This is a genomic window from Pseudomonas rubra (assembly GCF_028656935.1).
Taxonomy (GTDB): Bacteria; Pseudomonadota; Gammaproteobacteria; order Pseudomonadales; family Pseudomonadaceae; genus Aquipseudomonas; species Aquipseudomonas rubra.
The window spans coordinates 68,900-92,313 of record NZ_JAMDGZ010000021.1 but is presented as its reverse complement, the minus strand read 5'-3'; the positions used below and the strand labels follow the sequence as shown (position 1 = coordinate 92,313).

General features: G+C 61.8%; 23 protein-coding genes. 6 read left to right on the top strand and 17 right to left on the bottom strand.

All coding sequences use genetic code 11. The annotated features are described in order from the left end of the window. Positions 1 to 50: 50 nt before the first annotated feature. The 6 genes from M5G17_RS11425 to xerD form a co-directional block, all read right to left on the bottom strand. A complete protein-coding gene (locus M5G17_RS11425; protein WP_273893011.1) occupies positions 51 to 3,647 on the bottom strand; it encodes an ATP-binding protein in 3,597 nt (1,198 codons plus the stop codon). A gap of 90 nt (positions 3,648 to 3,737) precedes the next feature. Then, entirely contained in the window at positions 3,738 to 5,147 is a 1,410-nt protein-coding gene (thrC, locus tag M5G17_RS11420) for a threonine synthase (protein WP_273893010.1), read from the bottom strand. Positions 5,148 to 5,176: 29 nt separating this feature from the next. Next, entirely contained in the window at positions 5,177 to 6,481 is a 1,305-nt protein-coding gene (locus M5G17_RS11415) for a homoserine dehydrogenase (RefSeq protein ID WP_273893009.1), read from the bottom strand. Between the two features lie 79 nt (positions 6,482 to 6,560). Then, positions 6,561 to 7,289 (bottom strand): thioredoxin fold domain-containing protein, encoded by a 729-nt coding sequence (locus M5G17_RS11410; RefSeq protein ID WP_273893008.1) that lies wholly within the window; start codon positions 7,287 to 7,289, stop codon positions 6,561 to 6,563. Positions 7,290 to 7,446: 157 nt separating this feature from the next. After that, the gene (locus M5G17_RS11405; protein ID WP_273893007.1) at positions 7,447 to 8,109 is read right to left on the bottom strand and encodes a hypothetical protein; all 663 of its coding nucleotides are present in this window, start codon (positions 8,107 to 8,109) and stop codon (positions 7,447 to 7,449) included. A 104-nt stretch (positions 8,110 to 8,213) separates the two neighbouring features. Next, positions 8,214 to 9,110: a site-specific tyrosine recombinase XerD gene (xerD, locus tag M5G17_RS11400; RefSeq protein ID WP_273893006.1), complete on the bottom strand. Its 897-nt coding sequence runs from the start codon at positions 9,108 to 9,110 to the stop codon at positions 8,214 to 8,216. 76 nt (positions 9,111 to 9,186) lie between these two features. Between xerD and M5G17_RS11395 the strand changes: the two genes are divergently transcribed. Further along, positions 9,187 to 10,998 carry a cation:proton antiporter gene (locus M5G17_RS11395; protein WP_273893005.1) on the top strand — a complete coding sequence of 604 codons (1,812 nt, stop codon included), beginning with the start codon at positions 9,187 to 9,189 and terminating at the stop codon, positions 10,996 to 10,998. Here M5G17_RS11395 and M5G17_RS11390 read toward each other — a convergent pair. The 6 genes from M5G17_RS11390 to ffh all read right to left on the bottom strand — a co-directional run bounded on the left by M5G17_RS11390 (position 10,995) and on the right by ffh (position 15,055). Continuing rightward, the gene (locus tag M5G17_RS11390; protein ID WP_273893004.1) at positions 10,995 to 11,402 is read right to left on the bottom strand and encodes an acyl-CoA thioesterase; all 408 of its coding nucleotides are present in this window, start codon (positions 11,400 to 11,402) and stop codon (positions 10,995 to 10,997) included. The two genes, M5G17_RS11395 and M5G17_RS11390, sit on opposite strands and share 4 nt — an antisense overlap. Before the next feature lie 95 nt (positions 11,403 to 11,497). Next, complete coding sequence (gene rplS / locus M5G17_RS11385; protein ID WP_130263381.1) at positions 11,498 to 11,848, bottom strand: 50S ribosomal protein L19; 351 nt, start codon at positions 11,846 to 11,848, stop codon at positions 11,498 to 11,500. Positions 11,849 to 11,891: 43 nt separating this feature from the next. After that, positions 11,892 to 12,644, bottom strand: coding sequence for a tRNA (guanosine(37)-N1)-methyltransferase TrmD (trmD, locus tag M5G17_RS11380; protein WP_038996822.1), 753 nt, complete (start codon positions 12,642 to 12,644; stop codon positions 11,892 to 11,894). A 3-nt stretch (positions 12,645 to 12,647) separates the two neighbouring features. Further along, the gene (rimM, locus tag M5G17_RS11375) at positions 12,648 to 13,184 is read right to left on the bottom strand and encodes a ribosome maturation factor RimM (protein WP_273893001.1); all 537 of its coding nucleotides are present in this window, start codon (positions 13,182 to 13,184) and stop codon (positions 12,648 to 12,650) included. 5 nt (positions 13,185 to 13,189) lie between these two features. Continuing rightward, positions 13,190 to 13,441: a 30S ribosomal protein S16 gene (gene rpsP, locus M5G17_RS11370; RefSeq protein ID WP_028942918.1), complete on the bottom strand. Its 252-nt coding sequence runs from the start codon at positions 13,439 to 13,441 to the stop codon at positions 13,190 to 13,192. 237 nt (positions 13,442 to 13,678) lie between these two features. Next, positions 13,679 to 15,055 (bottom strand): signal recognition particle protein, encoded by a 1,377-nt coding sequence (gene ffh, locus M5G17_RS11365; protein ID WP_273893000.1) that lies wholly within the window; start codon positions 15,053 to 15,055, stop codon positions 13,679 to 13,681. A 196-nt stretch (positions 15,056 to 15,251) separates the two neighbouring features. Here ffh and M5G17_RS11360 point away from each other — a divergent pair, with 196 nt between their 5' ends. The 3 genes from M5G17_RS11360 (at position 15,252) to M5G17_RS11350 (ending at position 18,859) form a co-directional block, all read left to right on the top strand. After that, positions 15,252 to 16,064: a cytochrome C assembly family protein gene (locus tag M5G17_RS11360; protein ID WP_420793347.1), complete on the top strand. Its 813-nt coding sequence runs from the start codon at positions 15,252 to 15,254 to the stop codon at positions 16,062 to 16,064. 13 nt (positions 16,065 to 16,077) lie between these two features. Then, on the top strand, positions 16,078 to 17,292 hold the full coding sequence (locus M5G17_RS11355; RefSeq protein WP_273892998.1) for a transporter associated domain-containing protein: 1,215 nt from the start codon (positions 16,078 to 16,080) through the stop codon (positions 17,290 to 17,292). Between the two features lie 262 nt (positions 17,293 to 17,554). Beyond that, positions 17,555 to 18,859, top strand: coding sequence for an MFS transporter (locus M5G17_RS11350; RefSeq protein WP_273892997.1), 1,305 nt, complete (start codon positions 17,555 to 17,557; stop codon positions 18,857 to 18,859). A gap of 92 nt (positions 18,860 to 18,951) precedes the next feature. On the opposite strand, the gene purT is transcribed toward M5G17_RS11350, so the two are convergent. The 5 genes from purT to M5G17_RS11325 form a co-directional block, all read right to left on the bottom strand. Next, positions 18,952 to 20,133: a formate-dependent phosphoribosylglycinamide formyltransferase gene (purT, locus tag M5G17_RS11345; RefSeq protein WP_273892996.1), complete on the bottom strand. Its 1,182-nt coding sequence runs from the start codon at positions 20,131 to 20,133 to the stop codon at positions 18,952 to 18,954. Positions 20,134 to 20,230: 97 nt separating this feature from the next. Continuing rightward, positions 20,231 to 20,698, bottom strand: a complete 468-nt coding sequence (locus M5G17_RS11340; RefSeq protein ID WP_130263374.1) for a preQ0 transporter — start codon at positions 20,696 to 20,698, stop codon at positions 20,231 to 20,233. Positions 20,699 to 20,761: 63 nt separating this feature from the next. After that, positions 20,762 to 20,965, bottom strand: a complete 204-nt coding sequence (locus M5G17_RS11335) for a DUF1289 domain-containing protein (RefSeq protein ID WP_130263373.1) — start codon at positions 20,963 to 20,965, stop codon at positions 20,762 to 20,764. Next, positions 20,965 to 21,489: a gamma carbonic anhydrase family protein gene (locus tag M5G17_RS11330; protein ID WP_273892995.1), complete on the bottom strand. Its 525-nt coding sequence runs from the start codon at positions 21,487 to 21,489 to the stop codon at positions 20,965 to 20,967. The genes M5G17_RS11335 and M5G17_RS11330 overlap by 1 nt, the downstream gene beginning before the upstream one ends. A 43-nt stretch (positions 21,490 to 21,532) precedes the next feature. Beyond that, complete coding sequence (locus M5G17_RS11325) at positions 21,533 to 22,132, bottom strand: CoA pyrophosphatase (protein WP_130263371.1); 600 nt, start codon at positions 22,130 to 22,132, stop codon at positions 21,533 to 21,535. A gap of 146 nt (positions 22,133 to 22,278) precedes the next feature. Between M5G17_RS11325 and M5G17_RS11320 the strand changes: the two genes are divergently transcribed. Then, positions 22,279 to 22,833 carry an NUDIX hydrolase gene (locus M5G17_RS11320; protein WP_273892994.1) on the top strand — a complete coding sequence of 185 codons (555 nt, stop codon included), beginning with the start codon at positions 22,279 to 22,281 and terminating at the stop codon, positions 22,831 to 22,833. Positions 22,834 to 22,854: 21 nt separating this feature from the next. After that, the gene (locus tag M5G17_RS11315) at positions 22,855 to 23,412 is read left to right on the top strand and encodes a L,D-transpeptidase family protein (protein ID WP_273892993.1); all 558 of its coding nucleotides are present in this window, start codon (positions 22,855 to 22,857) and stop codon (positions 23,410 to 23,412) included. The last annotated feature ends 2 nt before the right edge of the window (positions 23,413 to 23,414 follow it).

The window sequence follows — 23,414 nt, the reverse complement described above, 5'->3', positions numbered from 1 at the left end:
AGCACATGCCACTCTAGGAAAGTCAGCCTCAGACGCCCATAGGACTTGTCCTAAAGTTGTGGCGACATTTTCAACGATTCCAGCTCGATACCCTTCTGCAACTGGAGAATCGCCGCCTCCAGCGCCGGCCATGCGCGCTCGCTCAATTCGCCGGACTTCGCCAGGCTGGCGTTTTCCAGTTGCGCGCAGGCGTGTGCCAACGGTACTGCATCGATCAGACATGCCACGCCCTTGAGCCGGTGCAATGACGCCCCGACCGGCTCCCAGGCCTGGCCAGCGACCGCGTCCGCAAGCAGGATCGATTCTTCTTTGAGGTTCTTCAGCAGCTCGTCGAGCATGCGCTGCAGCATCGCCGTGTTGGCCTGGGTCATCTTCTGCAGGGTCTGGATCTTGAAGCTGTGCCGTGGCGCCAGTTCGTCGATGACCGTGGCCAGGCGCTCGAGCGCCACCGGTTTGACCAGGCACTCATCCATCCCGGCCTCAAGGCAACGGGCGCGCTCCTCTTTCAGGGCGTTGGCGGTGCAGCCGACGATGGCGATGGGCGGCCGCTGGCTACTGTGCTCAAGGCGGCGCAGGTTCCGGGTAAGCGCATAGCCGTCCATCACCGGCATGTTGCAGTCGGTCAGCAGCAGTTCGAAGTCCCCCTGCTGCCAAGCGTCCAACGCTCGCTGGCCGTTCTCCACGGTCACCACAATGTGGCCAAGAAACTCAAGCTGCTGACGCAAGACCAGGCGACTGGCAGAGAGGTCATCGACCACCAGGATCCGCCGCGCCGCGCCGCTGCTGCGCTTCGGCGCGCTGACGTTCAGTTCGGGTTGCGCCGCCACACTCTCCAGGTTCAGCTCGACACTGACCTCGGTGCCTTTACCCAGCTCACTGCGCAGGCTGATGCTACCGCCCATCAACTCGAGCAACTGCCGGCAAATGCTCAGGCCCAGGCCCGAGCCGCCATACTCGGCCGCAGAATCTGCCTGGACAAACGGCTGGAACAGCTCGCGCTGCTGCTGGGCGCTGATACCGATGCCGGTGTCGCGCACGCACAGCCTGAGGCCCAGACCCTGCAGGTTGTCGTGACCGCTGCGGCCGACCTGCAGCTCCACCCGTCCTGCGTGGGTAAATTTCAAGGCGTTGCCCAGCAGGTTGACCAGCACCTGGCGCATGCGCACCGGGTCAAACCAGTACACCCCTTCGGCATCACTGGCCAACTGCAGACTCAGGCTCAAGCCCTGCACCAACGCCTGGGCCTGAAACTGTTCAATGATGGCATTAAGAAATGGCGTGAGCGCTCGCGCCTGTGGCGCAAGCTCCAGGCTGCCCGCCTCGATACGGGCCAGATCAAGGCTGTCACCGATCAGGGCAATCAACTCGCGGGCCGACTGGTGGGCAGTCTCCAGCCCTGGTGACGGCTGCTGGCCACGCGCCAGGGTGGTTTCCCGCTCAAGTTCCAGCAGGCCGATAATCACGGCCATGGGCGTGCGAATTTCGTGGCTCATGGTGGCCAGGAAAGCGCTCTTGGCCTGGTTGGCCTGCTCGGCCTGGCGCCGCGCCTGGACCAATGCCGCTTCCAGTTGCTTGCGCTCGGTAATGTCGATCCAGCCGCCCAGCAAACCTTGCAGCTGGCCATCGGCACTGTAGAACGGCACGGTCCACTGGTAGGCATCGAAGCGCTGGCCGTGGAAATCGATACGTCGATCGATGAAAACCGGCTTGGGGTCGTTGAGCAGGTCGAGGTAATCGCCGTGCAACTGTTTTGCCAGCTCCGCGGGGATCACCTCGATGTCGGTCAGACGGCGGCCTTTAACGTCCGCAAGTTTTAACGAGAACACCGCTTCATAGCTCTTGTTGCAGGTGATTAGCCGCCCTTGCAGGTCGCGGACATAGATCGGGTTGGGGATGCCGTCGAGCAAGGCTCGCTTGAACGCCAACTGATCGTTGAGCGCCTGTTCGGCCACTTGTCGCTGGCGGATCTGCGCGCGCAAACGGCTACTCCAGACCAGTGACAGCAAGCCAAACAGCAGCGCCGCAGCCGCTGCCCAGTACACCCAGCGCGGGATCCGTTGCCAGGCCGGCGAAGGGGGCGCCAGCGCCCCCAGCCACTTCATGCGCACCGTGCGCAGTTCGGCGACCGGGAAAGCTTCCAGGGCTTTATTGAGAATGCTCTGCAACTGCGGCAAGTCGCGGTGCACCGAAAAGCGGTCCGGCGCCCATTTGCCCTCGACCCCGCGCCCGACCTTGAGCACAGGATCATTGCCAACCACGCTGTAGGCGCCAATCTCGCTATCGATGGTGGCCATCGCCTCGCCGCTGCGCACCTTGTCCCGAGCCTGCTCCAGGGAGTCCACCGACAACAGGCGAATGCCGGGGTGGTCCTGGCGTATGGTGCTTTCCAGGGCGTGTTGCGCCGGCAGTGCCAGGGTCTGGCCGGCCAGTTCATCCAGGGACGCCAGGCCCAGCTGTGGCTGACGCACGATGAATACCCAGCTCTGCCCACCTATGGAGTGGGTGAAGTCGAGAAACTCACGACGCTCCGGGGATTCGCTCAGGGTGGTGCTCATCTGTGCCTGACCAGTCTTGAGCATCTCCAGGCCTTGGGCAATCGAGGTGGAGGGGGCATAGACGAACTTCAGTCCGGTCATCTGCGCGATGCTCGCCAGCACGTCACTGTTGAGGCCAACCCAATCGCCTTGGCGATTGCGGAACAGATAGGGCGGATACTGGCTGCTCACCACGGTAATCGACGGATGGCTGGCAATCCACTCGCGCTCGGCCAGGGTCAACTCGACCCGCTGACGAGCCACATCCGAGCCCAGCCCGGAGGTCCAGCGCCCCAGAATCTCACGTCGTACCGGCTCATCGAGGCTGGCCAGGGCATCGTTGAACATCTCCTGCAAAAGCCGATCTTCGGCGCGCACGGCAAAGGCAAAGCCGATCGGCGGCAAGGCACTGGGGCCGACCACCTGCAAGCCCAGATAGGGACGCAAGGCGTTGAAGGCACGGATGATAATTTCGTTGCCGATAAATGCATCGGCTTCACCCTGATTCAGGGCCTCCAGGGCGCTGCTGAGATTAGGCGCCAGCAACACCTGACTGTTGGGGTAGACACGGTAGATCGCCTGGGTATCAGCGTAACCATCGAGCAAGACCAGTTTCATCCCGGCCAACGTCGACGGCGGTAGCGGCGCGCCGCCGCGTACCACCACCATCGAGCGGTCCGGAATGTAGTCGTCGGAGAATGCCAGGCCCGGCACGCTGCGCTCGAAGCCATTGGCGCTGGTCAGCACATCGATGTGGCCACGCTGCAAGGCGTCGATGGCCTCCTCTCGCTTGGCGAAGGCCTGCACCTGGGTCTTCACTCCCAGGCGCGCGACGACCAGGCTCAGGTAGTCGGCACTGATGCCCTGGTAACGATTACGGTCAATGGTGATGTCCACCGGCTCGTAATCGGCAAAGGAGATCCCCACCCGCAATACCCGCGCCGGCCCTAGCCACTGCTGCTGCACACGGGTCAAGGGCAGAGGCTCGAGCGCTGTAAACGGCGGCGCCAGGGTAAAGGAAAGACTCTGTGCGGCCTGAGCCCATTGTCCGGTGCATAGCCCCAGCAGGCAGACCCATAGCAGCCCCGCTGCGCTAAGACGTCCTTTGCTCATTGATACCCCTGATCCGTTGCGACAAACCAATGCCAGTGTAGAAACAAAAAAGCCCGTCAGAGACGGGCTTTGCAGGTGCCTACCAGTCAATCAGAGCGGCTTGCCACGATTGCCATGCTGGCTGACAAAGGCTTGAACGGCTTTCAGGTCATTGGCCAACACCGTGCATTTCTCGTCACGGCTGAACAGATCGCTCAGGTGTGCAGGCAACTCCAGGGCCTTGTCGACACCGGCCTTTTCTACAGCTTCTGGGAACTTGACCGGGTGCGCGGTGCCCAGCACCACCATCGGTGTATCCAAGCTGCGGCGGCATTCGCGGGCGGCCTTGACGCCAATCGCGGTGTGCGGGTCGAGCACCTCACCCGTCTGGGCAAAGACGTCGGCGATGGTTTCGCAGGTTTGCGCGTCATCTACCGCCAGCGAGTCGAACAGCTTGCGTGCTTCGGTCCAGCGATCCTGCTCGACACTGAAGCCGCCACCCTGCTTGAAGTTGTCCATCAACCCGGCGATCGCCGCGCCGTTGCGACCGTGCAGGTCGAACAGCAGGCGTTCGAAGTTCGACGACACCATGATGTCCATGGACGGCGACAGGGTCGCGTGCAAGGTTTGCTTGAGGTACTGGTTGCCGCTCATGAAGCGGTGCAGGATATCGTTGCGGTTGGTGGCGACGATCAGTTGGCTGATCGGCAGGCCCATGTTGCGCGCCAGGTAGCCGGCAAAAATGTCGCCGAAGTTGCCGGTCGGCACCGAGAACGCCACTGAGCGCGCCGGGCCGCCCAACTGCAGGGCTGCATGGAAGTAGTAGACGATCTGGGCCATGATCCGCGCCCAGTTGATCGAGTTCACTGCGACCAGGCGAGTGCCCTTGAGGAAGCCCTGGTCAGCGAAGCTGGCCTTGACCATTTCCTGGCAGTCGTCGAAGTTGCCTTCGATGGCGATGTTGTGGATGTTCTCGCCGAAGATGGTGGTCATCTGCCGACGCTGAACTTCCGACACCCGCTGGTGCGGGTGAAGAATGAAGATGTCGACGTTGTCGCAACGGCGGCAGCCTTCGATGGCCGCAGAACCGGTGTCACCACTGGTGGCGCCGATGATCACCACACGCTCGCCGCGCTTGGCCAGCACATGGTCGAGCAGACGGCCGAGCAATTGCAGGGCGAAGTCCTTGAACGCAAGCGTCGGGCCGTGGAACAGCTCCATCACCCACTCGTTGCTGCCCAGTTGGCGCAGCGGCGCGACCGCTGCGTGGGCGAACTCGCCGTAGGTTTCTTCAAGAATCTTCTTGAAATCGGTATCTTTGATGCTGCCGGTGACAAACGGGCGCATCACCCGGAAGGCCAGCTCGTGGTAAGGCAGGCCAGCCCAGGAGGCGATTTCTTCCTGGGTGAAACGCGGCAGGTTTTCCGGCACGTACAGGCCGCCGTCGCTGGCAAGGCCGGCCAGCAGGACGTCTTCAAAGTTCAGGGCCGGTGCCTGGCCGCGGGTACTGATGTAACGCATGACCTAAATCCTCTAACGCAAAAGACGGCTCAGTTGAGTTGTTCGACGCGGATACGCACCACGTTGCCGACCACATCCTGCAAGGCTTCCAGGGCGGTGATGGCGTCGTTCATGCGCTGCTCGATCACTCGGTGCGTGAGCAGGATCATTGGCACCAGGCCGTCCTGTTCCTCGACTTCCTTCTGCATGATCGACTCGATGTTGATGCCGCGCTCGGAGAGGATGCTCGCCACCTGGGCCAGCACACCCGGGTGATCCTTGGCCTGGATGCGCAGGTAGTAGGCGCTTTCGCAAGCTTCGATCGGCAGGATCGGGTGGGCCGACAGCGAGTCCGGCTGGAAGGCCAGGTGCGGCACGCGGTTTTCCGGATCGGAGGTCATGGCGCGAACCACGTCGACCAGGTCGGCCACCACCGACGAAGCAGTCGGCTCCATACCGGCACCAGCGCCGTAGAACAGGGTGGAGCCGGCCGCATCACCGTTGACCATCACCGCGTTCATCACGCCATTGACGTTGGCAATCAAGCGATCAGCCGGGATCAGCGTCGGGTGCACGCGCAGCTCGATGCCATTGGCCGTGCTGCGGGCCACGCCCAGGTGCTTGATGCGGTAGCCGAGCGCTTCGGCGTAGTTCACATCCGCAGTGGTCAGCTGGGTGATGCCTTCGGTGTAGGCCTTGTCGAACTGCAGCGGGATACCAAAGGCGATGGAGGCCAGGATGGTCAGCTTGTGCGCGGCATCGATGCCTTCGACGTCGAAGGTCGGGTCGGCTTCGGCGTAACCCAGGGCCTGGGCTTCGGCCAGCACGTTGGGGAACGCACGGCCTTTTTCGCGCATTTCGGTGAGGATGAAGTTGCCGGTGCCGTTGATGATCCCGGCCACCCAGTTGATACGGTTGGCCGAAAGGCCTTCACGGATCGCCTTGATTACCGGGATACCGCCGGCCACAGCTGCTTCAAAAGCGACGATCACGCCCTTCTCGCGCGCCTTGGCGAAAATCTCGTTGCCGTGCACGGCAATCAGCGCCTTGTTGGCGGTGACCACGTGCTTGCCGTTGTCGATGGCCTTGAGCACCAGCTCGCGGGCAATGGTGTAGCCGCCGACCAGCTCGATGACAATATCGATTTCCGGGTTCGTGGCGACCTCGAACACATCAGCGGTAATGGGGGTACCGGTAATCTGGCAATTCGGGTTTGGCGAACGCATGGCAATCTGTGCCACTTCAATACCACGCCCGGCACGGCGGGCGATCTCCTCGGCGTTACGCTGAAGTACATTGAAGGTACCGCCACCGACGGTCCCCAACCCACAGATGCCTACTTTGACCGGTTTCACTGTGAACTCCCCATGAAACGACCGGCTGGCAGCCGATCGTGAAACTGCCGTCACCCCAAGGCAACGGCTTTCGATTGAATTACTTGGCCAGGGCCAGCTTGGCCACTTGCGGCGCCGGCTGGTAGCCGGGAATTACCTGGCCGTTTTCCAGGACGATGGCCGGCGTGCCATTGACGCCGATCGACTGGCCCAGGGCGAACTGCTTGCCGACCGGGTTGGTGCACTTGGCAGCCTTGATTTCCTTGCCGTCGACCATTTTGTCCAGCGCCGCCTTGCGGTCGCTCGAGCACCAGACCGCCTGCAACTGCTCGTCACCCGGCGAGCCCAGGCCCTGGCGCGGGAAGGCGACGTAGCGCACTTCGATACCGCGACGGTTGAGCTCGGGCACTTCGGCGTGCAGCTTGTGGCAGTACGGGCAGGTGGTGTCGGTAAACACGGTGATGTGCGACTTGGTTTCGCCCTTGGCAGGATAAACCACCATCTCGGCCGCTGGAATGGCATTGATGGTCTTGGCGATGGCCTGCCGTTCGGTTTTCTCGGTCAGGTTGACCGGCTTGCCGTCCTGGATCTGGAACAGGTAGCCCTGCATGACGAACTGGCCGTCACCACTGGCATACAGCACCCGGCCGCCTTCGAGTTTGACTTCATACAGACCGTTGAGCGGGCTGCTGGCAACGCTGTCGACCGGCACCCCCAGCTCAAGGGACTGCAGGGTCTTGCGAATCGCCTGCTCGGCGTTGTCGGTGGCTGAGACAAAGGTACTGACCAGCGCCAGGGCGGCGGCGGCGAAAATCTGGGTCACGCGCATGGGAACTCCTGAAGGCGGACAGGGGCCGGATGCAGCACGCCCGTACTGAAAACGGGGTGTCATTGCAGCCCTCGGTGCAAACCGGTCAAGCCTAACACAGAAGGTCATCCATGACCGACCATGACGCGCCCGTCAAGCAGAGTCCTGCGCAACCCGGTTACTCGGGAAAGTACTGGCCGCGAACCGGCATCAACTCAGTCGATGATTGCTCGGGCTTGAGTTTCGCCTGCAGCCTTTGCGGATCAGCGGCAAAATCAAAGATGTTCACTTCAACGCCCCGTTCCCTGGCCTGATCCAGCTCTTCCAGCGCAACCGCTCCGCCTCCCATGGCCAGCAACTCGCCGTTTTTTTGGGCAGGGTAAAGTGTGTAGGAATACCCCTCGGCGTTTTTTACCTGCCAGGTATTGCCGGGATCCTCAACAAAGACCACGTTTTCTTCTTCAATCGCTACTCCCCAATCCTGCGCTGCCACAGAAACGATGCCGAGCAAAGTTACCTTTTCCTTCAGTTCAGCCTTGCCCTGCACCAACCCGTAGATCTCACCAATACCATCTTCGGTAGCGCCAATGACCACGTTGATACCGTCAGAATGCTTGGTCAGTGCCTCCCGGATGCATGTTTCAGCTTTCTCCAACATGCCTGCGGAGTCGGCATACCCAAGCCCCGAATAACCAACAAACACCAACGAGTAGCGGTCACCTAGCAGCGAATCCAATTGCCCGGTCACTGTATCGGCCACGGGCATCGTTGAAGAGGCGACAGCAGGCTGGGCGCTGAACTGGATCGATTGCGAAGTGCTCGACTTCGGTTCGTTGAACATCCGAACACTGGACAACGCATCTACTAGCATTTTACAAACCCATTGAGTGATAAAAAACTCAACACTACAGGCTCAACATGGGTCAATCTGTCAGAAAACACCGTTTATCCCCGCGGATGATGCTGCGCATGCAACTCCTGCAACCGCGCCCGCGCCACATGGGTGTAGATCTGCGTGGTCGACAGGTCGCTGTGGCCCAGCAGCATCTGCACCACCCGCAGGTCGGCGCCGTGGTTGAGCAGGTGGGTGGCGAAGGCATGGCGCAGGGTATGCGGTGACAGGCTCTTGTCGATTCCGGCCACCAACGCCTGGTGCTTGATGCGGTGCCAGAAGGTCTGGCGGGTCATCTGCTCGCCGCGCTGGCTGGGGAACAGCACGTCGCTGGGGCGCCCGCCCAGCAGCTCGTTACGGCCGTCGCGCAGGAAACGCTCGATCCACACCACCGCCTCTTCGCCCATAGGCACCAGGCGTTCCTTGCTGCCCTTGCCCATCACCCGCAGCACTCCCTGGCGCAGGTTGACCTGGTCCAGGGTCAGGCTGACCAGTTCGGTCACGCGCAGGCCACAGGCGTACAGCACTTCGAGCATAGCCCGGTCGCGCTGGCCAATCGGCTCACTCAGGTCCGGTGCCTGCAACAATGCCTCGACGTCAGCCTCCGACAGGGATTTGGGCAGCGGCCGCCCCAGTTGTGGCATCTCGACCTGCAGGGTCGGATCGATCCCGATCAGCTTTTCCCGCAGCAAGTAGCGATAAAAACCACGCACACCCGAGAGAAAACGTGCCGTCGAGCGAGGTTTGTAGCCCTGCGCCAGGCGCCAGGCCAGGTGATCGAGGATCAGTTCGCGCCCGGCGTTGGGCAGCTCGATGCCCTGCTCCTTGAGCCAGCCATTGAACAGTGCCAGGTCACTGCGGTAGGAATCACGGGTGTTGTCAGCCAGGCCCTTTTCCAGCCACAGGGCATCAAGGAACTGATCAATAAGCGGATGTTCGATAGCGGGCATGACAACTCTGCGGCGGGTGACGTAAACGAAAAATTGCCGCTAGTCTTCCATAACACTGCCAGCATAGGGAGCCCGAATGAACGAACAACAGATATTGCTGGCATTTGGCGGGATAGGGCTGGCGGCGCTGTGCTGCCAATGGCTGGCCTGGCGCCTGAAGCTACCGGCGATCCTGTTCCTGCTGCTCAGCGGCATTCTTGCCGGCCCCGTGTTGGGCTGGCTCGACCCACAAGCACTGTTCGGCCCGCTGCTGATGCCGCTGGTGTCGCTAGCGGTGGCGCTGATCCTGTTCGAAGGCAGCCTGACCCTGCACCTGTCGCAATGGCAAGACATCGGCAACGTGGTGCAACGCATGGTCACCCTCGGCGCGTTGTCGACCTGGTTGGTGATCACCCTGGCGACCCATTGGTTGCTGGGGTTCGACTGGTTGCTGGCAACTCTGTTCGGCACCCTGACCCTGGTCACCGGGCCAACCGTGATCATCCCGATGCTGCGGGTGGTGCGGCCCAAAGCGACGATTGCCAACATCCTGCGCTGGGAGGGCATCGTCATCGACCCGATCGGTGCACTGCTGGCGGTGGTGGTGTACAGCTTCATTATTGCCAGCGCCGCCGGGGATGGCTTGAGCCATAGCCTGCTGACCTTTGCCGGGGTGATTGCCTGCGGCAGTGCTTTTGGTGTCGCCGGTGGCTGGTTGCTCGGCCAGGTCATGCGCCACCAGTGGCTGCCGGAGTATTTGCACAACCTGGCGTCGCTGGCAGCAGTGCTGGGGATTTTCATTGCCGCCAACCAGGTGATGCACGAATCGGGGCTGCTGGCGGTCACCCTCATGGGCATGTGGCTGGCCAACATGAAAGGCGTGGACGTGCGGCAGATCCTGCACTTCAAGGAAAACCTCAGCGTGCTGCTGATCTCCGGGCTGTTCATCCTCCTGGCGGCGCGCCTGGACCTTGACGCCCTGATCGGCCTGGGCCCGGCGGTGCTGGCCTTGCTGCTGATCATCCAGTTCGTTGCACGGCCGCTGAACGTCGCGTTGTCGACCTTCGGCTCGCAATTGAACTGGCGCGAACGTGCCCTGCTCGCCTGGATCGCCCCGCGGGGCATCGTTGCCGCTGCGGTGTCGGCAATTTTTGCCATTCGCCTGCACGAGACCGGGCATCAAGGCGCTTTGTTGCTGGTGCCGCTGACCTTCGCCGTAATCATTGGCACTGTGGTGCTGCAGAGCGCCACCTCACGCCCCTTGGCGCGCCTGCTCAAGGTCGCGGAGCCGGCGCCCAGCGGCTTTCTGATCGTCGGCGCCAACCAACCGGCCCGGGCCATGGCCAAGGCGTTGCAGCAACTCGACTGCCGGGTGCTGCTCGCCGATTCCAGCTGGGAGAACATCCGCGCCGCGCGCATGGAGGGGTTGCCGACCTATTTCGGCCACCCTGCCTCGCAACATGCCGATGCTCACCTGGACCTGGTCGGGCTGGGCCATCTGCTCGGGCTGTCACCCGCAGGAGAGCTCAATACCCTGGCCTGCACGCGCTTTCATCATGACTTTGGTGCGCAGCGGCTGTTCGTCCTGGCCAGTGGCCTGGAGGCCAAGCGTAGCGACAAGCACCGGGCCAGCGACGAACACCGCGGGCAAACACTGGGGAGCCAGCCGCTGACCTATGGGCAGTTGGCTGCAATGCTGCACAAGGGCGCCGAGCTGTACAGCACCAACCTCACTGAAGGCTTTGCCTGGGCGGATTACCAAGCGCTGCATGGAGACCGGGCAAACGTGCTGTTTGCCCGCGATGGCAGTGGCTGGGTGCACGTGTTCGGACCAGACAGCGTGCTCAAGCCGGGGCCCGGCTGGACGTTGGTGGCGTTGGTTCAACCGCAGGAGGGAAGAAGCGGTTAGAAGCCTGGCAAAACGGGCACCGGGCGCTTGTCTTCATCGATGGCAACAAAGCTGAACAGGCCATGAATGGCCTTTTCGCGGCTGTCACAGCTCATGCTTTCGACAAACACCTCGACCTCGACCTTGAGGCTGGTGTTACCCACCGTGACTACTCGCCCGACCAACTCGACGATGGAGCCGGCGGCAATCGGGTGCTTGAAGTCGATACGGTCGGTCGACACCGTTACCAGCGGCAAACGACAAAAGCGTGTGGCGGCGATGAACGAGACTTCGTCCATCCAGGCCAGTGCGGTGCCGCCGAACAGGGTGTTGTGGTGGTTGGTGGTGGACGGGAATACCGCCTTGGTCACGCGGGTCACCGACAGTTCGGTGCGGCGTTCGATTTCCTGCTCTCTGGGGCTCATGGGCTTCACATAGGACGACAAAATTCAGACAACAAAAAAGCAGCCCGAAGGCTGCTTTTTTCGCATGGTGGCCGTAGCCACCGGTCAAGCTGTCCTCAGGACAGTTTTTCCTTGATGCGAGCGGCTTTACCGGACAGGTCACGCAGGTAGTACAGCTTGGCTTTACGCACGTCACCACGACGTTTCACGGCCAGGCTGTCGATTTGCGGGCTGTAGGTCTGGAAAGTACGCTCAACGCCAACACCGTTGGAGATCTTGCGAACAGTGAAAGCACTGTTCACACCACGGTTACGCTTGGCAATGACAACGCCTTCGAAAGCCTGCAGACGCGAACGATCGCCTTCCTTCACTTTCACCTGAACGACAACGGTGTCGCCCGGGGCAAAGGTCGGGATCTCTTTGGTCATCTGCTCTGCTTCGAGTGCAAGAATGATTTTGTTGGTCATGCTGTGCTCCTAAGGTAAACCAATTGGATTTACCATCGATACGTTAACTATCGTCCCGCTCACGGAGGTATTCCGCCAGCAGCTTCTTCTCTTCTCCAGAAAGTGAGCGACTTTCCAGAAGATCGACGCGTCGTTCATAGGTCCGCCCAAGGGACTGCTGTAAACGCCATCGCCGGATGTGTGCATGGTTGCCACTAAGCAACACGTCGGGAACACGCTGATCCGCATACACCTCAGGTCGGGTGTAGTGCGGGCAATCAAGCAGACCATCGGTGAAGGAGTCTTCCTCCGCCGAGTCCGCATGCCCTAAAGCTCCGGGCAGCAGCCGTGTAACCGCATCGATCAGGACCATCGCCGGCAGCTCGCCGCCAGACAGGACATAGTCTCCAATCGACCACTCTTCATCGACATGAGCCTCAATAAAGCGCTCGTCGATGCCTTCATATCGACCGGCTATCAGAATCAACGATTCGTGCTTCGCCAGGTCTTTGACCGCCGACTGAGTCAGCTTGCGGCCTTGTGGGCTCAGGTAAATCACCTTCGCCGCCTCTCCGGTTGCCTGCCTGGCATTCACCAGGGCGTCTTCCAGAGGCTTGATCTTCATCACCATGCCCGGACCACCGCCAAACGGCCGATCATCCACCGTGTGGTGACGATCTGTGGTGTAGTCCCGCGGGTTCCAGCAGGTCAGTTGCAACAACCCCTGTTTCACCGCGCGGCTGGTAATGCCGTACTCACTGATGGCCGAGAACATCTCGGGGAACAGCGTGATGACGTCTACGCGCAGGCTGGCCATTGCTTAGAAGTCCGCGTCCCATTCGACCCTCATTTCGCCTGCAACCAGATCGATCTTCAACACGCATTGCTCGGTATAGGGCAACAGGCGTTCTCGATCATCCAGGCTGCCCGCGCAGGGCTTGACCACCATTACATCGTTCGCGCCGGTCTCCAACAGGTGATCAATCTTGCCGAACAGCTGTTCGTCCTGATTGATGACTTTCAGACCCACCAACTGGTACCAGTAGTACTCGTCGGAAGACAGGTTGGGCAAAAGGCTTCGCGAGATACAAATCTCATAACCGCTCAGAAGACGGGCTTCATCACGATCGTCGAGGCCTTTGAGCTTGGCGACCAGGTCCTTTTGAGTGGAACGGCCACTGACCAGCTCTACCTGTTTTACCTTGCCTTCGTGCCAAAGCGTCCAGTTCGGGTAATCCAACAGGTTTTCAATCGGATCGGTAAAGGAAAAGACCTTCACCTCGCCGCGAACGCCGTGAACCGAAAAAATCTTGCCGACAACGATCAGGTCATCAGCTTTTTCTGGCGTCGCGTTCATACTGTTCAGGCAGCAGCCTTGGCAGCATCTTTCAGCAGTTTTGCAACGCGCTCGGATGGCTGTGCGCCAACGCTCAGCCAGTGAGCAACGCGGTCTTGCTTAACGGACAGGCGAACTTCCTGGCCACGAGCGATAGGGTTGAAGAAACCAACCTGCTCGATGTGCGAACCGGTAACCGGGTTACGCGAGTCGGTCACGGTCAGGGTGTAGAATGGGCGCTTTTTAGAGCCACCACGGGCAAGACGGATGGTTAGCATTGAACATCGTTCCTGTAGTCGGTGCTGCAAATCATAATGCACAGCGGGCACACGGGTGCCCGAAAGGCCGCATATTCTCAAGGAATACACGGACTTTTGCAAATGCCTTTTTACGCAGGGTAAAAAGGCCTGCCTGTCGATCTGCGGTTAGTGCCGCCTCTCTATAAAGGCAGCGTTGTCCCGCCGCGGCGGGATTCTGATCGGCGGCCCGTTTCCCGGCCACCGATCCGAATGGGGTTACAGCTTGGGCATGCCGCCGCCAGGCATCATGCCACCGAGGCCGCGCATCATCTTGGCCATGCCGCCTTTGGCAGAAAACTTCTTCATCATCTTCTGCATCTGTTTGTGCTGCTTGATCAGACGGCCGATATCCTGCACCTGGGTGCCGGAGCCGAGGGCGATACGGCGTTTGCGCGAACCGCTGATCAGCTCAGGGTCGCGGCGCTCGGCCGGGGTCATCGAGTTGATGATCGCTTCCATCTGCTTGAACTGCTTCTCGGCGGCGCCCTGGGCGCTGCCCATCTGGGCCAGGTTGACGCCGCCGATGCTCGGCAGCTTGTCCATCAGGCCGCCCAGGCCACCCATGTTCTTCATTTGTTGCAGCTGGTCGCGGAAGTCTTCGAGGTCGAAGCCCTTGCCCTTCTTCAGCTTCTTGGCCAGTTTGTCGGCCTTTTCCTTGTCGAGGGTCTGTTCGGCCTGCTCGATCAGGCTGAGCACGTCGCCCATGCCCAGGATTCGCGAAGCGATACGGTCCGGGTGGAACGGTTCGAGCGCTTCGCTCTTCTCGCCCATACCGATGAACTTGATCGGCTTACCGGTGATGGCGCGGACCGACAGCGCAGCACCTCCACGGGCGTCACCGTCGACCTTGGTCAGGATCACACCGGTCAATGGCAGCGCATCGCCAAAGGCCTTGGCCGTATTGGCGGCGTCCTGACCGGTCATGGCGTCGACCACGAACAGCGTCTCGATCGGCTTGACCGCAGCGTGCAGGTCCTTGATCTCGGTCATCATCTCGGTGTCGATGTGCAGACGACCGGCTGTGTCGACGATGACCACGTCGATGAACTTGAGCTTGGCTTCGCGAATCGCCGCTTCAGCGATGGCCACCGGCTTCTGGCTGATGTCCGACGGGAAGAAGGTCACGCCGATGTCGCTCGCCAGGGTTTCCAGCTGCTTGATCGCCGCCGGACGGTAGACGTCGGCCGACACCACCATCACGCTCTTCTTCTTGCGCTCCTTGAGGAATCGCGCCAGCTTGCCGGCGGTGGTGGTCTTGCCCGCGCCCTGCAGACCGGCCATCAGCACCACCGCAGGCGGCGCGGCATTGAGCGCCAGGTCTTCGTTGGCCGCGCCCATCAGGCCTTCGAGTTCGGCCTGGACGATCTTCACGAACGCCTGGCCCGGAGTCAGGCTGCGCGACACCTCGGTGCCGACCGCACGCTCCTTGATCTTGTTGACGAAATCCTTGACCACCGGCAGGGCGACGTCAGCCTCGAGCAACGCCATGCGCACTTCACGCAGGGTGTCTTTGATGTTGTCTTCGGTCAGCTTGGCCTTGCCGGTGACATGGCGCAGCGTCTGTGACAGACGGTCGGTCAGGTTTTCAAACATGGTGATCCTTTCGGGCTCCGTAGAACCGAGGTTTATCAGCTGCCTCTGGCGTATTCGGCCGGCCTTGGGCAGGGGCAGGCCGGCGATTATAACGAAGACTTGGCCCAGCGCACACCATGCCGTCGGCTGGCAGTCTTCCTAGGCGGGCGCGATCTATGCCAAACTCATTCCCTTTCGGGCTTGCCTAACAGGACTTATGCTCCCCTTGTCACCCAGCTTGCTACCCAATCTCATCGCCGCCTGCCTGTATGCCGCCGCGACCTTCTATCAAGGCTCGCGCCTGGCTAAAGGCACCAAGGCCGACAAACGCCTGCTTGGCCTGCTTGGCGCGCTGGCGGTCATTGCCCAGGGCACTGCGCTGTGCTGGCAACTGCTCACGCCCCTGGGCCTGAGCCTGGACTTTTTCAGTGCCGCCAGCCTGATCGCCACTGCGGTGATCGCCCTGACCCTGCTGGCCTGCCTGCGCATCCCGGTGGAGAACCTGCTGCTGTTGCTGTTCCCGCTGGGCATGGCCACGGCCCTGATCTCCCAGTTCGCGCCGCCCGGCACGGTGCCATTGATCAACGAACAGCCAGGCATCCTCGCACACATCCTGCTGTCGATCCTGGCCTATGGCATGTTCACCATCGCGGTGGTCCAGTCTTTGTTGTTGCTGTTGCAGGATCACCAGCTCAAGCACAAGCACCCCTCAGGGCTGATCAAGAACTTCCCGCCACTGCAAACCATGGAAAGCTTGCTGTTCGGCTTCCTCTGGGCCGGTTGGGGCCTGCTCTCGCTGTCGCTGATCTCCGGCTGGCTGTTCCTCGACAACCTGTTCGCCCAGCACCTGGTGCACAAGACCCTGCTGGCGTGCCTGGCCTGGATCGTCTTCAGCGTGCTGTTGTGGGGCCGCACCCGCCTGGGTTGGCGCGGGCACAAGGCGATCCGCTGGACCCTGGCCGGTTTCTGCCTGCTGATGCTGGCCTACTTCGGCAGCAAGCTGGTACGCGAATTCATCCTGCACATCTGACGGGCGCAGCTAAATGGACGTTCTGCCGTTAGGACCGCTACTGGGCGTATTGGCACTGGCACTGCTCTGGTCGGCGCTGTTCACGGCGGTGGACGCCGCCCAGCAACAGCTTAATAGCGCGCGACGCAACAGCCAGACCGGCGAACACCCCGAACTTGCTGTCAGCCCCCAGGCCCTGGTGCTGTGCTCGACCCTGGGCAAACTGCTGGTACTGGCCCTGGCCTGCCTGCTGGGCCAGCGTTACAACGGCGAGCACGGCTTCTGGCTGGCCGGCCTGGGCGCCGCAGCGCTGCTGCTGATCAGCGCCGAATACCTGCCACGGCAACTGGCCCGACGCAACCCGCAGGCCTTCATCGGCCTGGGCAACAGCCTGCTCAAGGTGCCCCTCAAGCTGCTGCACCCCCTGGCCTGGCTACTCGATGGCTGTGCGCGCCTGCTGCTGCGTCCGTTTCGCGTTCAAAGCCATGCAGTGGCCGTGCACGAAAACGACGATAGCGACAGTTACGCCGACGACCTGCCGGACGCCTCACGCAGCCTGAACCTGCCCGAAAGCCTGCTGGCACTGGACAAGATCACCGTCAATGACATCCTGGTGCCACGCAACGATGTCGACGGCATCAACCTTGATGACCCGATCGAGGTGATCATCGAACAGTTGATCATCAGCCGCCACACCCGCCTACCAGTCTTCCACAGCGACATCAATCAGGTCGAGGCAGTCCTCAACACCAAGCTGATCAGCCACCTGCTGCCAAAGGCCGAGCTGACCCGCGAAGCACTGCAAGCGGCCTGCTACGAACCCTACTTCGTCCCGGAAAGCACCCCGCTGCAGCTGCAATTGCTGAATTTCCACAAACAGCAGCGGCGCCTGGGAGTGGTGGTTGACGAGTACGGCGAAGTGCTCGGCATCGTCACCCTGGAAGACATTCTCGAAGAAATCGTCGGCGAATTCGAAGACGAACACAGCCTCGCCAACCCGCATATTCACCCCCAGGCGGACGGGCGCTTCGTCATCGAAGGCAACGTATCGATCCGTGAACTCAACCGCACCTTGGGCTGGCACCTGCCCAGCGACGGGCCGAAAACCCTCAACGGCCTGGTCACCGAAGCCCTGGAAAGCATCCCGGCCAGCGCGGTATGTCTGAAAATCGGCCGATATCGCCTGGAAATCCTCGAAACCGAAGACAATTGTGCCAGCCGCATACTGGTCTGGACGCTCAAGCGCTAGCTATACTGCCATCACGCTTACCCAGCCCCGGCCGTCTCGCCCGCCAACCGCACCGGCGTCACACGGCAAGTCATGACTGAACATTGCGCGCAATAGCGGTACTGGTTCACACCCCGAACCTTGCCCGCGCCCGCCCCTATCCCCAAAAGGCGTATGTTCTGTCACGCGACCATAACAATTCGCTTCGGCGCACGCGTTTGCCTGCCTGTTCAAACAGGTTGGGGCCATGCCCATGGAGCAATCGACTGTCAGGGATAACTGTATGACAACCAGCAGCACCTATTCCGATACCACCCAGGCCAGCCCCGGCAATTCGCCGGCACGGGTCGCCACGGCCAGCTTCATTGGCACCGCCATCGAGTTCTACGACTTCTATGTGTACGCCACCGCGGCGGCGCTGGTGATCGGCCCGGTGTTCTTTCCGCAGACCTCCGGCACCGCACAGATGCTCTCGGCGTTCCTGACCTTCGGCATCGCCTTTCTCGCCCGCCCCCTGGGTTCGGCGCTGTTTGGCCACTTTGGCGACCGGATCGGCCGCAAATCGACCCTGGTGGCTTCGCTGCTGCTGATGGGTGTGTGTACCACCCTGATCGGTGTGTTGCCCGGCTACGACAGCATTGGTGCCTGGGCACCGATCCTGCTCTGCGTACTACGTTTCGGCCAGGGCCTGGGCTTAGGCGGTGAATGGGGCGGCGCCGCACTGCTGGCCACCGAGAACGCACCCAAGGGCAAGCGCGCCTGGTTCGGCATGTTCCCGCAACTGGGGCCTTCCATCGGTTTTCTGGCGGCCAATGGCCTGTTTCTGGCCCTGGCCATGCTCCTGAGCGACGAGCAGTTTCGCAGTTGGGGCTGGCGCATCCCGTTCCTGCTCAGCGCCGCGCTGGTCATGGTCGGCCTGTACGTACGCCTGAAGCTGGAAGAGACGCCGGTCTTCGCCAAGGCCGTGGCCCGTCATGAGCGGGTAAAAATGCCAGTGGTCGAGCTGTTCGCCCAGTACTGGGCCCCTACTCTGCTGGGGGCTGGGGCGATGGTGGTGTGCTATGCGCTGTTCTACATCTCGACGGTGTTTTCGCTCAGCTACGGCGTCTCGACCCTGGGCTACAGCCGCGAGACCTTCCTCGGCCTGCTGTGCTTTGCGGTGCTGTTCATGGCCCTGGCCACGCCATTGTCGGCCTGGCTCAGCGACCGCTACGGACGCAAGCCGGTGCTGATCGTCGGCGGCGTGCTGGCGATTGCTTCAGGCTTTACCATGGAGCCGCTGCTGACCTCGGGCTCGACCACCGGCGTGGCGCTGTTCCTGGCCATTGAACTGTTCTTGATGGGCGTGACCTTCGCCCCGATGGGGGCGTTGCTGCCTGAGCTGTTCCCCACCCACGTGCGCTACACCGGAGCATCGGCGGCCTATAACCTGGGCGGGATTGTCGGCGCCTCGGCGGCGCCCTTCTTTGCCCAGAAGCTGGTGGCGATGGGCGGTTTGAGCTGGGTCGGCGGGTATGTGTCAGCGGCGGCTGTGCTGAGCCTGATTGCGGTGTTGTGCCTGAAAGAGACCCGACACACAGAGCTCTGACAAGCGGGGCTGCTATGCAGCCCATCGCTGGCAAGGCCAGCTCCCACAGGGTCCATTGTGGGAGCCGGCCTTGCCGGCGATGGGCTGTAGGCTTAGAACTCTACCTTGACCGCTTGAGAAGCACGGGTCGCCTTGGCCCGGGCGGCTTCGATCGACTCGTCACGGGCCAGGCACACGCCCATGCGCCGCTGGCCATTGACCTCAGGCTTGCCGAACAGGCGAATCGCGGTATCCGGCTCGCTCAGGGCCGCACCCAGGTTGGCGAACGCGGTCTGCTGCGACTGGCCTTCAACCAGGATCACCGCCGAAGCCGACGGCCCGAACTGGCGAATCAGCGGGATCGGCAAGCCGAGGATCGCCCGCGCATGCAGGGCAAACTGCGACAGGTCCTGGGAGATCAACGTCACCAGGCCAGTGTCATGTGGGCGCGGCGAAACTTCGCTGAACCACACCTGATCGCCTTTGACGAACAGCTCGACCCCGAACAAACCACGGCCACCCAGCGCCTCGGTAACCGCCTTGGCCACCCGCTCGGACTCGGCCAGGGCCACCGGGCTCATGGCCTGCGGCTGCCAGGACTCTTGGTAATCGCCCTTCTCCTGACGGTGACCGACCGGTGCGCAGAAGGTGGTACCGCCGACATGACGCACGGTCAGCAGGGTGATTTCGTAGTCGAAGTCGATAAAGCCCTCGATGATCACCCGGCCCTTGCCGGCACGCCCGCCTTCCTGGGCATAGTCCCAAGCCTGCTGCACATCATCGCTGCTGCGCAGCAGGCTCTGGCCCTTGCCCGACGAGCTCATCACCGGTTTGACCACGCACGGAAAGCCCAGGTCTTCGACAGCCTTGGAGTACTCCTCGAAGGTATCGGCGAAATGATAGGGCGAGGTCGGCAGGTCGAGTTCTTCGGCGGCCAGGCGACGAATTCCTTCGCGGTTCATGGTCAACTGCGCGGCACGGGCGGTCGGCACCACGGTGAAACCTTCGTTCTCCAGCTCGACCAGGGTCGCGGTGGCAATGGCTTCGATTTCCGGAACGATGTAGTGCGGTTTCTCGGCCTCGATCACGGCCCGCAGGGCTGCGCCGTCGAGCATGTTGATCACGTGGCTGCGATGGGCCACCTGCATGGCCGGGGCATTGGCGTAACGGTCCACGGCAATCACTTCAACGCCCAGGCGTTGCAGCTCGATCACTACTTCCTTGCCCAGCTCGCCGCAGCCACATAGCAGTACGCGGGTCGCGGTCGGCGACAATGGGGTTCCGATACGGGTCATTTCAGGTCCTCAGAGGGAAGAACATCCTGGGCCGCCCCGTACTCGGTGCAACCCGGTGAAAAGGAGCGCCATTTTACATGAACTGCAGTCGCCGGCCTTAGCCGGTGACCACACGCTTGCGCACACGCCAGGCCATGGCCAGCCAGACCACGGTCACCCCGGCGAATTTCGAAGCTAGGGCAGTGCCGACCACGATTGGCGTCAGGGCACCGATCATGCCGAAGAAGATAAAGGTGTCGACCGGGATGCTCAGCGCTGAACTCAACCACAAGCGATCGTGCAACGGCCGCTTGGTGATAGTGAACACCAGCCAGTCAATCAGCTCGGACACAGCAAAGGCGCTGGCACTGGCCAGGGCGATGGCCGGCTCCGAGGTGATGTACGACAGCACCAGGGCCGCCAGCATGGCCACCAGCGCACCATGGCCGAAGCGGGTCTGGACCATGTCGCGCAGAATGAACACCAGCCCGCCCCAGGCGGACCAGATGACGTCCAGGTGCGGGGCACTGGAGAAAGCGTAGTTGATCAGCACTACGCTGCTGATATAGGCAATCAGAAAGAACATGGGGTCAACCGCTGGGCAAGCGCTACAGGGTACTGCAGCGACTGCCGGCGGCCAAGAGGCGGATCATGCGCCGACGCTGAACATCAGCCCGGCAGCCACCGCGCGCTCATGGCACAGCTTGAGCACCTGACGGCGCTCGCTGTTATCCATCCGCCCCCAGCGGGTGATTTCGGCCGCCGTACGCTGGCAGCCGGTGCAGATGTCGGCATCGTCCAGCGCGCAGATCTGCACGCAGGGCGAGGCTACCGGGCGTTCAGGCGTGCTCATCAATCCTCCTGCGGGGCCAGATCACGAGCGTAGCGCTCGGCGTTGTGTACGTAGTGGGCGGCGCTGGCCTGGAGCATGCTTTTCTGCGCCTCGGTCAGCTCGCGCACCACCTTGCCCGGTGAGCCCATGACCAGTGAGCCGTCGGGAATCTCCTTGCCTTCGGGGATCAGCGTGTTGGCGCCGATGATGCAATATTTGCCGATTCGCGCACCGTTGAGGATCACCGCATTGATGCCGATCAGGCTGTAGTCGTCGACCGAGCAACCATGGAGCATGGCGTTATGCCCGACGGTCACCCCCTTGCCCAGGGTCAGTGGTGAGCCCATGTCGGTGTGCATCACCGTGCCGTCCTGGACGTTGCTGTTCTCGCCGATGTCGATCAGTTCGTTATCGCCGCGCAGCACCGCACCGAACCAGACGTTGGCCCCCGCCTGCAGGCGTACCTTGCCGATCAGCGTGGCAGTCGGCGCAACCCAGCTGCGCGGATGGGTCTCGACCCGCAGGTCGCCCAGACGGTATTTCATGCGTGGTTCCTCACGGTGTGGCGTGGCCGGCGGGTGCTCCCGCTCAAATAGGGGTAAAGCGCTCAGGCGGCTGATGCAGGCTGATGTTGGCATCGTAAAGCAAGTTGACCAGCTCGACGATCATGATCGCCGACAGGCCCCAGATCTTGTACTCGCCGTAACGGTAGCTGGGCACGTACCAACTGCGGCCCTGGTAGTCGATACGGTGGGTATGGTCACGCGGGTCCTGGCGGAAGAACGCCAGGGGCACGGTAAACACCGCGGCGATCTCGGCATCGTTGGCCTGGTACTCGACAAAGTCCGGGATCAGGCCGACGAAAGGCGTTACCTTTAAACCATGCAGGGAGATCAGCGGGCTCAACGGACCGATGACTTCTACCAGCCCAGGTGGCAGGCCGATCTCTTCTTCGGCTTCGCGCAGGGCGGTAAAGATCAGGTCGGGATCCTCTGGGTCGCGCCGCCCACCCGGGAACGCCACCTCGCCACCGTGGGTCGACAACCCCTTGGCGCGCAGGGTCAACACCAGTTCGGGCTCTTCGCTGCGCGTGATGGGCAATAACACCGCGGCCTCGGGAAAACGTCGGTCCGTCTCCAGGGTACTCGGCGTATGACTGCTTACGCGGCGAAGAAGCTCGTCCAGCATTGCTCTCTCTCGATTCCAAAGCCTGCCCTGCATCATGCACCAAAGCCGCGAGCCGCCCAAGCCCCCGGGGAAACCCCGGCACCGATCCCGCTTGCAGCCCCGCTGAGAGTGGCGCCAAGATAGGCGCACCTAACAGGAATAAAAGCATGAAATTCTGTAGCGCGTGCGGCAATCAGGTAATTCAGCGCATTCCCGAGGGCGATAGCCGCCTGCGTTATGTCTGCGATCACTGCCAGACCATTCATTACCAGAACCCCAACATCGTCGCCGGGGTGCTGCCGACCTGGGGCAGCCAGGTGCTGTTGTGCCGCCGCGCAATCGAACCGCGCCGCGGCTATTGGACCTTGCCCGCAGGCTTCATGGAGAACGGCGAGACCGTGGAACAAGCCGCGCGCCGGGAAACCATCGAGGAAGCCTGCGCCCGTGTCGGCGAAGCCGCTCTTTACCAGCTGTTCGACCTGCCGCACATCAACCAGGTCCATGTGTTCTTTCGCGCAGAACTGGCCGACCTGGACTTCGCCGTCGGCGTCGAGAGCCTGGAAGTGCGGCTTTTCGACGAAAGTGATATCCCGTGGGACGAGCTGGCTTTCCGCACCGTCAGTCGTACCCTAGAATGCTATTATCGTGACCGCATCGAGCAGCGCTTCCCGATTGGCAACGAATGCCTTTCACCCATGCTCGTCTGGCCACCCAACACCTAGCTTCTTCAGGGATATCGTTTCATGCGCTGGTTGCTTGCCCTTTTCTGCCTCAGTGTGGCTTCGATGTCCCAGGCGGGTTTCACCGAAACCATCATCACCCGGCCGGTCGACAAGACCGCGCCTTCACCGCTGCAACCGCAAGCACCCAAGCCTGCGATGATCGAAAAGATCCTGGTGATCAAGTCCGAACGGCGCCTGCAACTGATCAGCGCTGGCGCGCCGCTCAAGACCTACCGCATCTCCCTGGGCAAGCAGCCCAAGGGCGCCAAGCTGCGCGAAGGCGACAAGCGCACCCCTGAAGGCTTCTACTGGATCGACTGGCGCAAACAGAGCGACCGCTACAACCTGGCCATGCACGTGTCCTACCCGAACATCACCGACGCCGCCCGCGCTCGCAGCGAAGGCGTACCGCCAGGCGGAATGATCATGATTCACGGCACACCGTTGAGCGAAGAATATCCCGAAGAGGTGTTCCACACCCTGGACTGGACCGAAGGCTGTATTGCCATGACCAACCGCGACATGCGCGAGGTGTGGAACATGGTGCCAGATGGCACCATGATCGAGATCCGCCCCTGAGG

Bases quoted from the DNA above. Each gene is read 5' to 3' on its own strand.
- M5G17_RS11425 (WP_273893011.1), bottom strand. From the start codon at position 3,647: ATGAGCAAAGGACGTCTTAGCGCAGCGGGGCTGCTATGGGTCTGCCTG.
- thrC (WP_273893010.1), bottom strand. From the start codon at position 5,147: ATGCGTTACATCAGTACCCGCGGCCAGGCACCGGCCCTGAACTTTGAA.
- M5G17_RS11410 (WP_273893008.1), bottom strand. From the start codon at position 7,289: ATGCGCGTGACCCAGATTTTCGCCGCCGCCGCCCTGGCGCTGGTCAGT.
- M5G17_RS11405 (WP_273893007.1), bottom strand. From the start codon at position 8,109: ATGTTCAACGAACCGAAGTCGAGCACTTCGCAATCGATCCAGTTCAGC.
- xerD (WP_273893006.1), bottom strand. From the start codon at position 9,110: ATGCCCGCTATCGAACATCCGCTTATTGATCAGTTCCTTGATGCCCTG.
- M5G17_RS11395 (WP_273893005.1), top strand. From the start codon at position 9,187: ATGAACGAACAACAGATATTGCTGGCATTTGGCGGGATAGGGCTGGCG.
- M5G17_RS11390 (WP_273893004.1), bottom strand. From the start codon at position 11,402: ATGAGCCCCAGAGAGCAGGAAATCGAACGCCGCACCGAACTGTCGGTG.
- rplS (WP_130263381.1), bottom strand. From the start codon at position 11,848: ATGACCAACAAAATCATTCTTGCACTCGAAGCAGAGCAGATGACCAAA.
- trmD (WP_038996822.1), bottom strand. From the start codon at position 12,644: ATGGCCAGCCTGCGCGTAGACGTCATCACGCTGTTCCCCGAGATGTTC.
- rimM (WP_273893001.1), bottom strand. From the start codon at position 13,184: ATGAACGCGACGCCAGAAAAAGCTGATGACCTGATCGTTGTCGGCAAG.
- rpsP (WP_028942918.1), bottom strand. From the start codon at position 13,441: ATGCTAACCATCCGTCTTGCCCGTGGTGGCTCTAAAAAGCGCCCATTC.
- ffh (WP_273893000.1), bottom strand. From the start codon at position 15,055: ATGTTTGAAAACCTGACCGACCGTCTGTCACAGACGCTGCGCCATGTC.
- M5G17_RS11360 (WP_420793347.1), top strand. From the start codon at position 15,252: ATGCTCCCCTTGTCACCCAGCTTGCTACCCAATCTCATCGCCGCCTGC.
- M5G17_RS11355 (WP_273892998.1), top strand. From the start codon at position 16,078: ATGGACGTTCTGCCGTTAGGACCGCTACTGGGCGTATTGGCACTGGCA.
- M5G17_RS11350 (WP_273892997.1), top strand. From the start codon at position 17,555: ATGACAACCAGCAGCACCTATTCCGATACCACCCAGGCCAGCCCCGGC.
- purT (WP_273892996.1), bottom strand. From the start codon at position 20,133: ATGACCCGTATCGGAACCCCATTGTCGCCGACCGCGACCCGCGTACTG.
- M5G17_RS11340 (WP_130263374.1), bottom strand. From the start codon at position 20,698: ATGTTCTTTCTGATTGCCTATATCAGCAGCGTAGTGCTGATCAACTAC.
- M5G17_RS11335 (WP_130263373.1), bottom strand. From the start codon at position 20,965: ATGAGCACGCCTGAACGCCCGGTAGCCTCGCCCTGCGTGCAGATCTGC.
- M5G17_RS11330 (WP_273892995.1), bottom strand. From the start codon at position 21,489: ATGAAATACCGTCTGGGCGACCTGCGGGTCGAGACCCATCCGCGCAGC.
- M5G17_RS11325 (WP_130263371.1), bottom strand. From the start codon at position 22,132: ATGCTGGACGAGCTTCTTCGCCGCGTAAGCAGTCATACGCCGAGTACC.
- M5G17_RS11320 (WP_273892994.1), top strand. From the start codon at position 22,279: ATGAAATTCTGTAGCGCGTGCGGCAATCAGGTAATTCAGCGCATTCCC.
- M5G17_RS11315 (WP_273892993.1), top strand. From the start codon at position 22,855: ATGCGCTGGTTGCTTGCCCTTTTCTGCCTCAGTGTGGCTTCGATGTCC.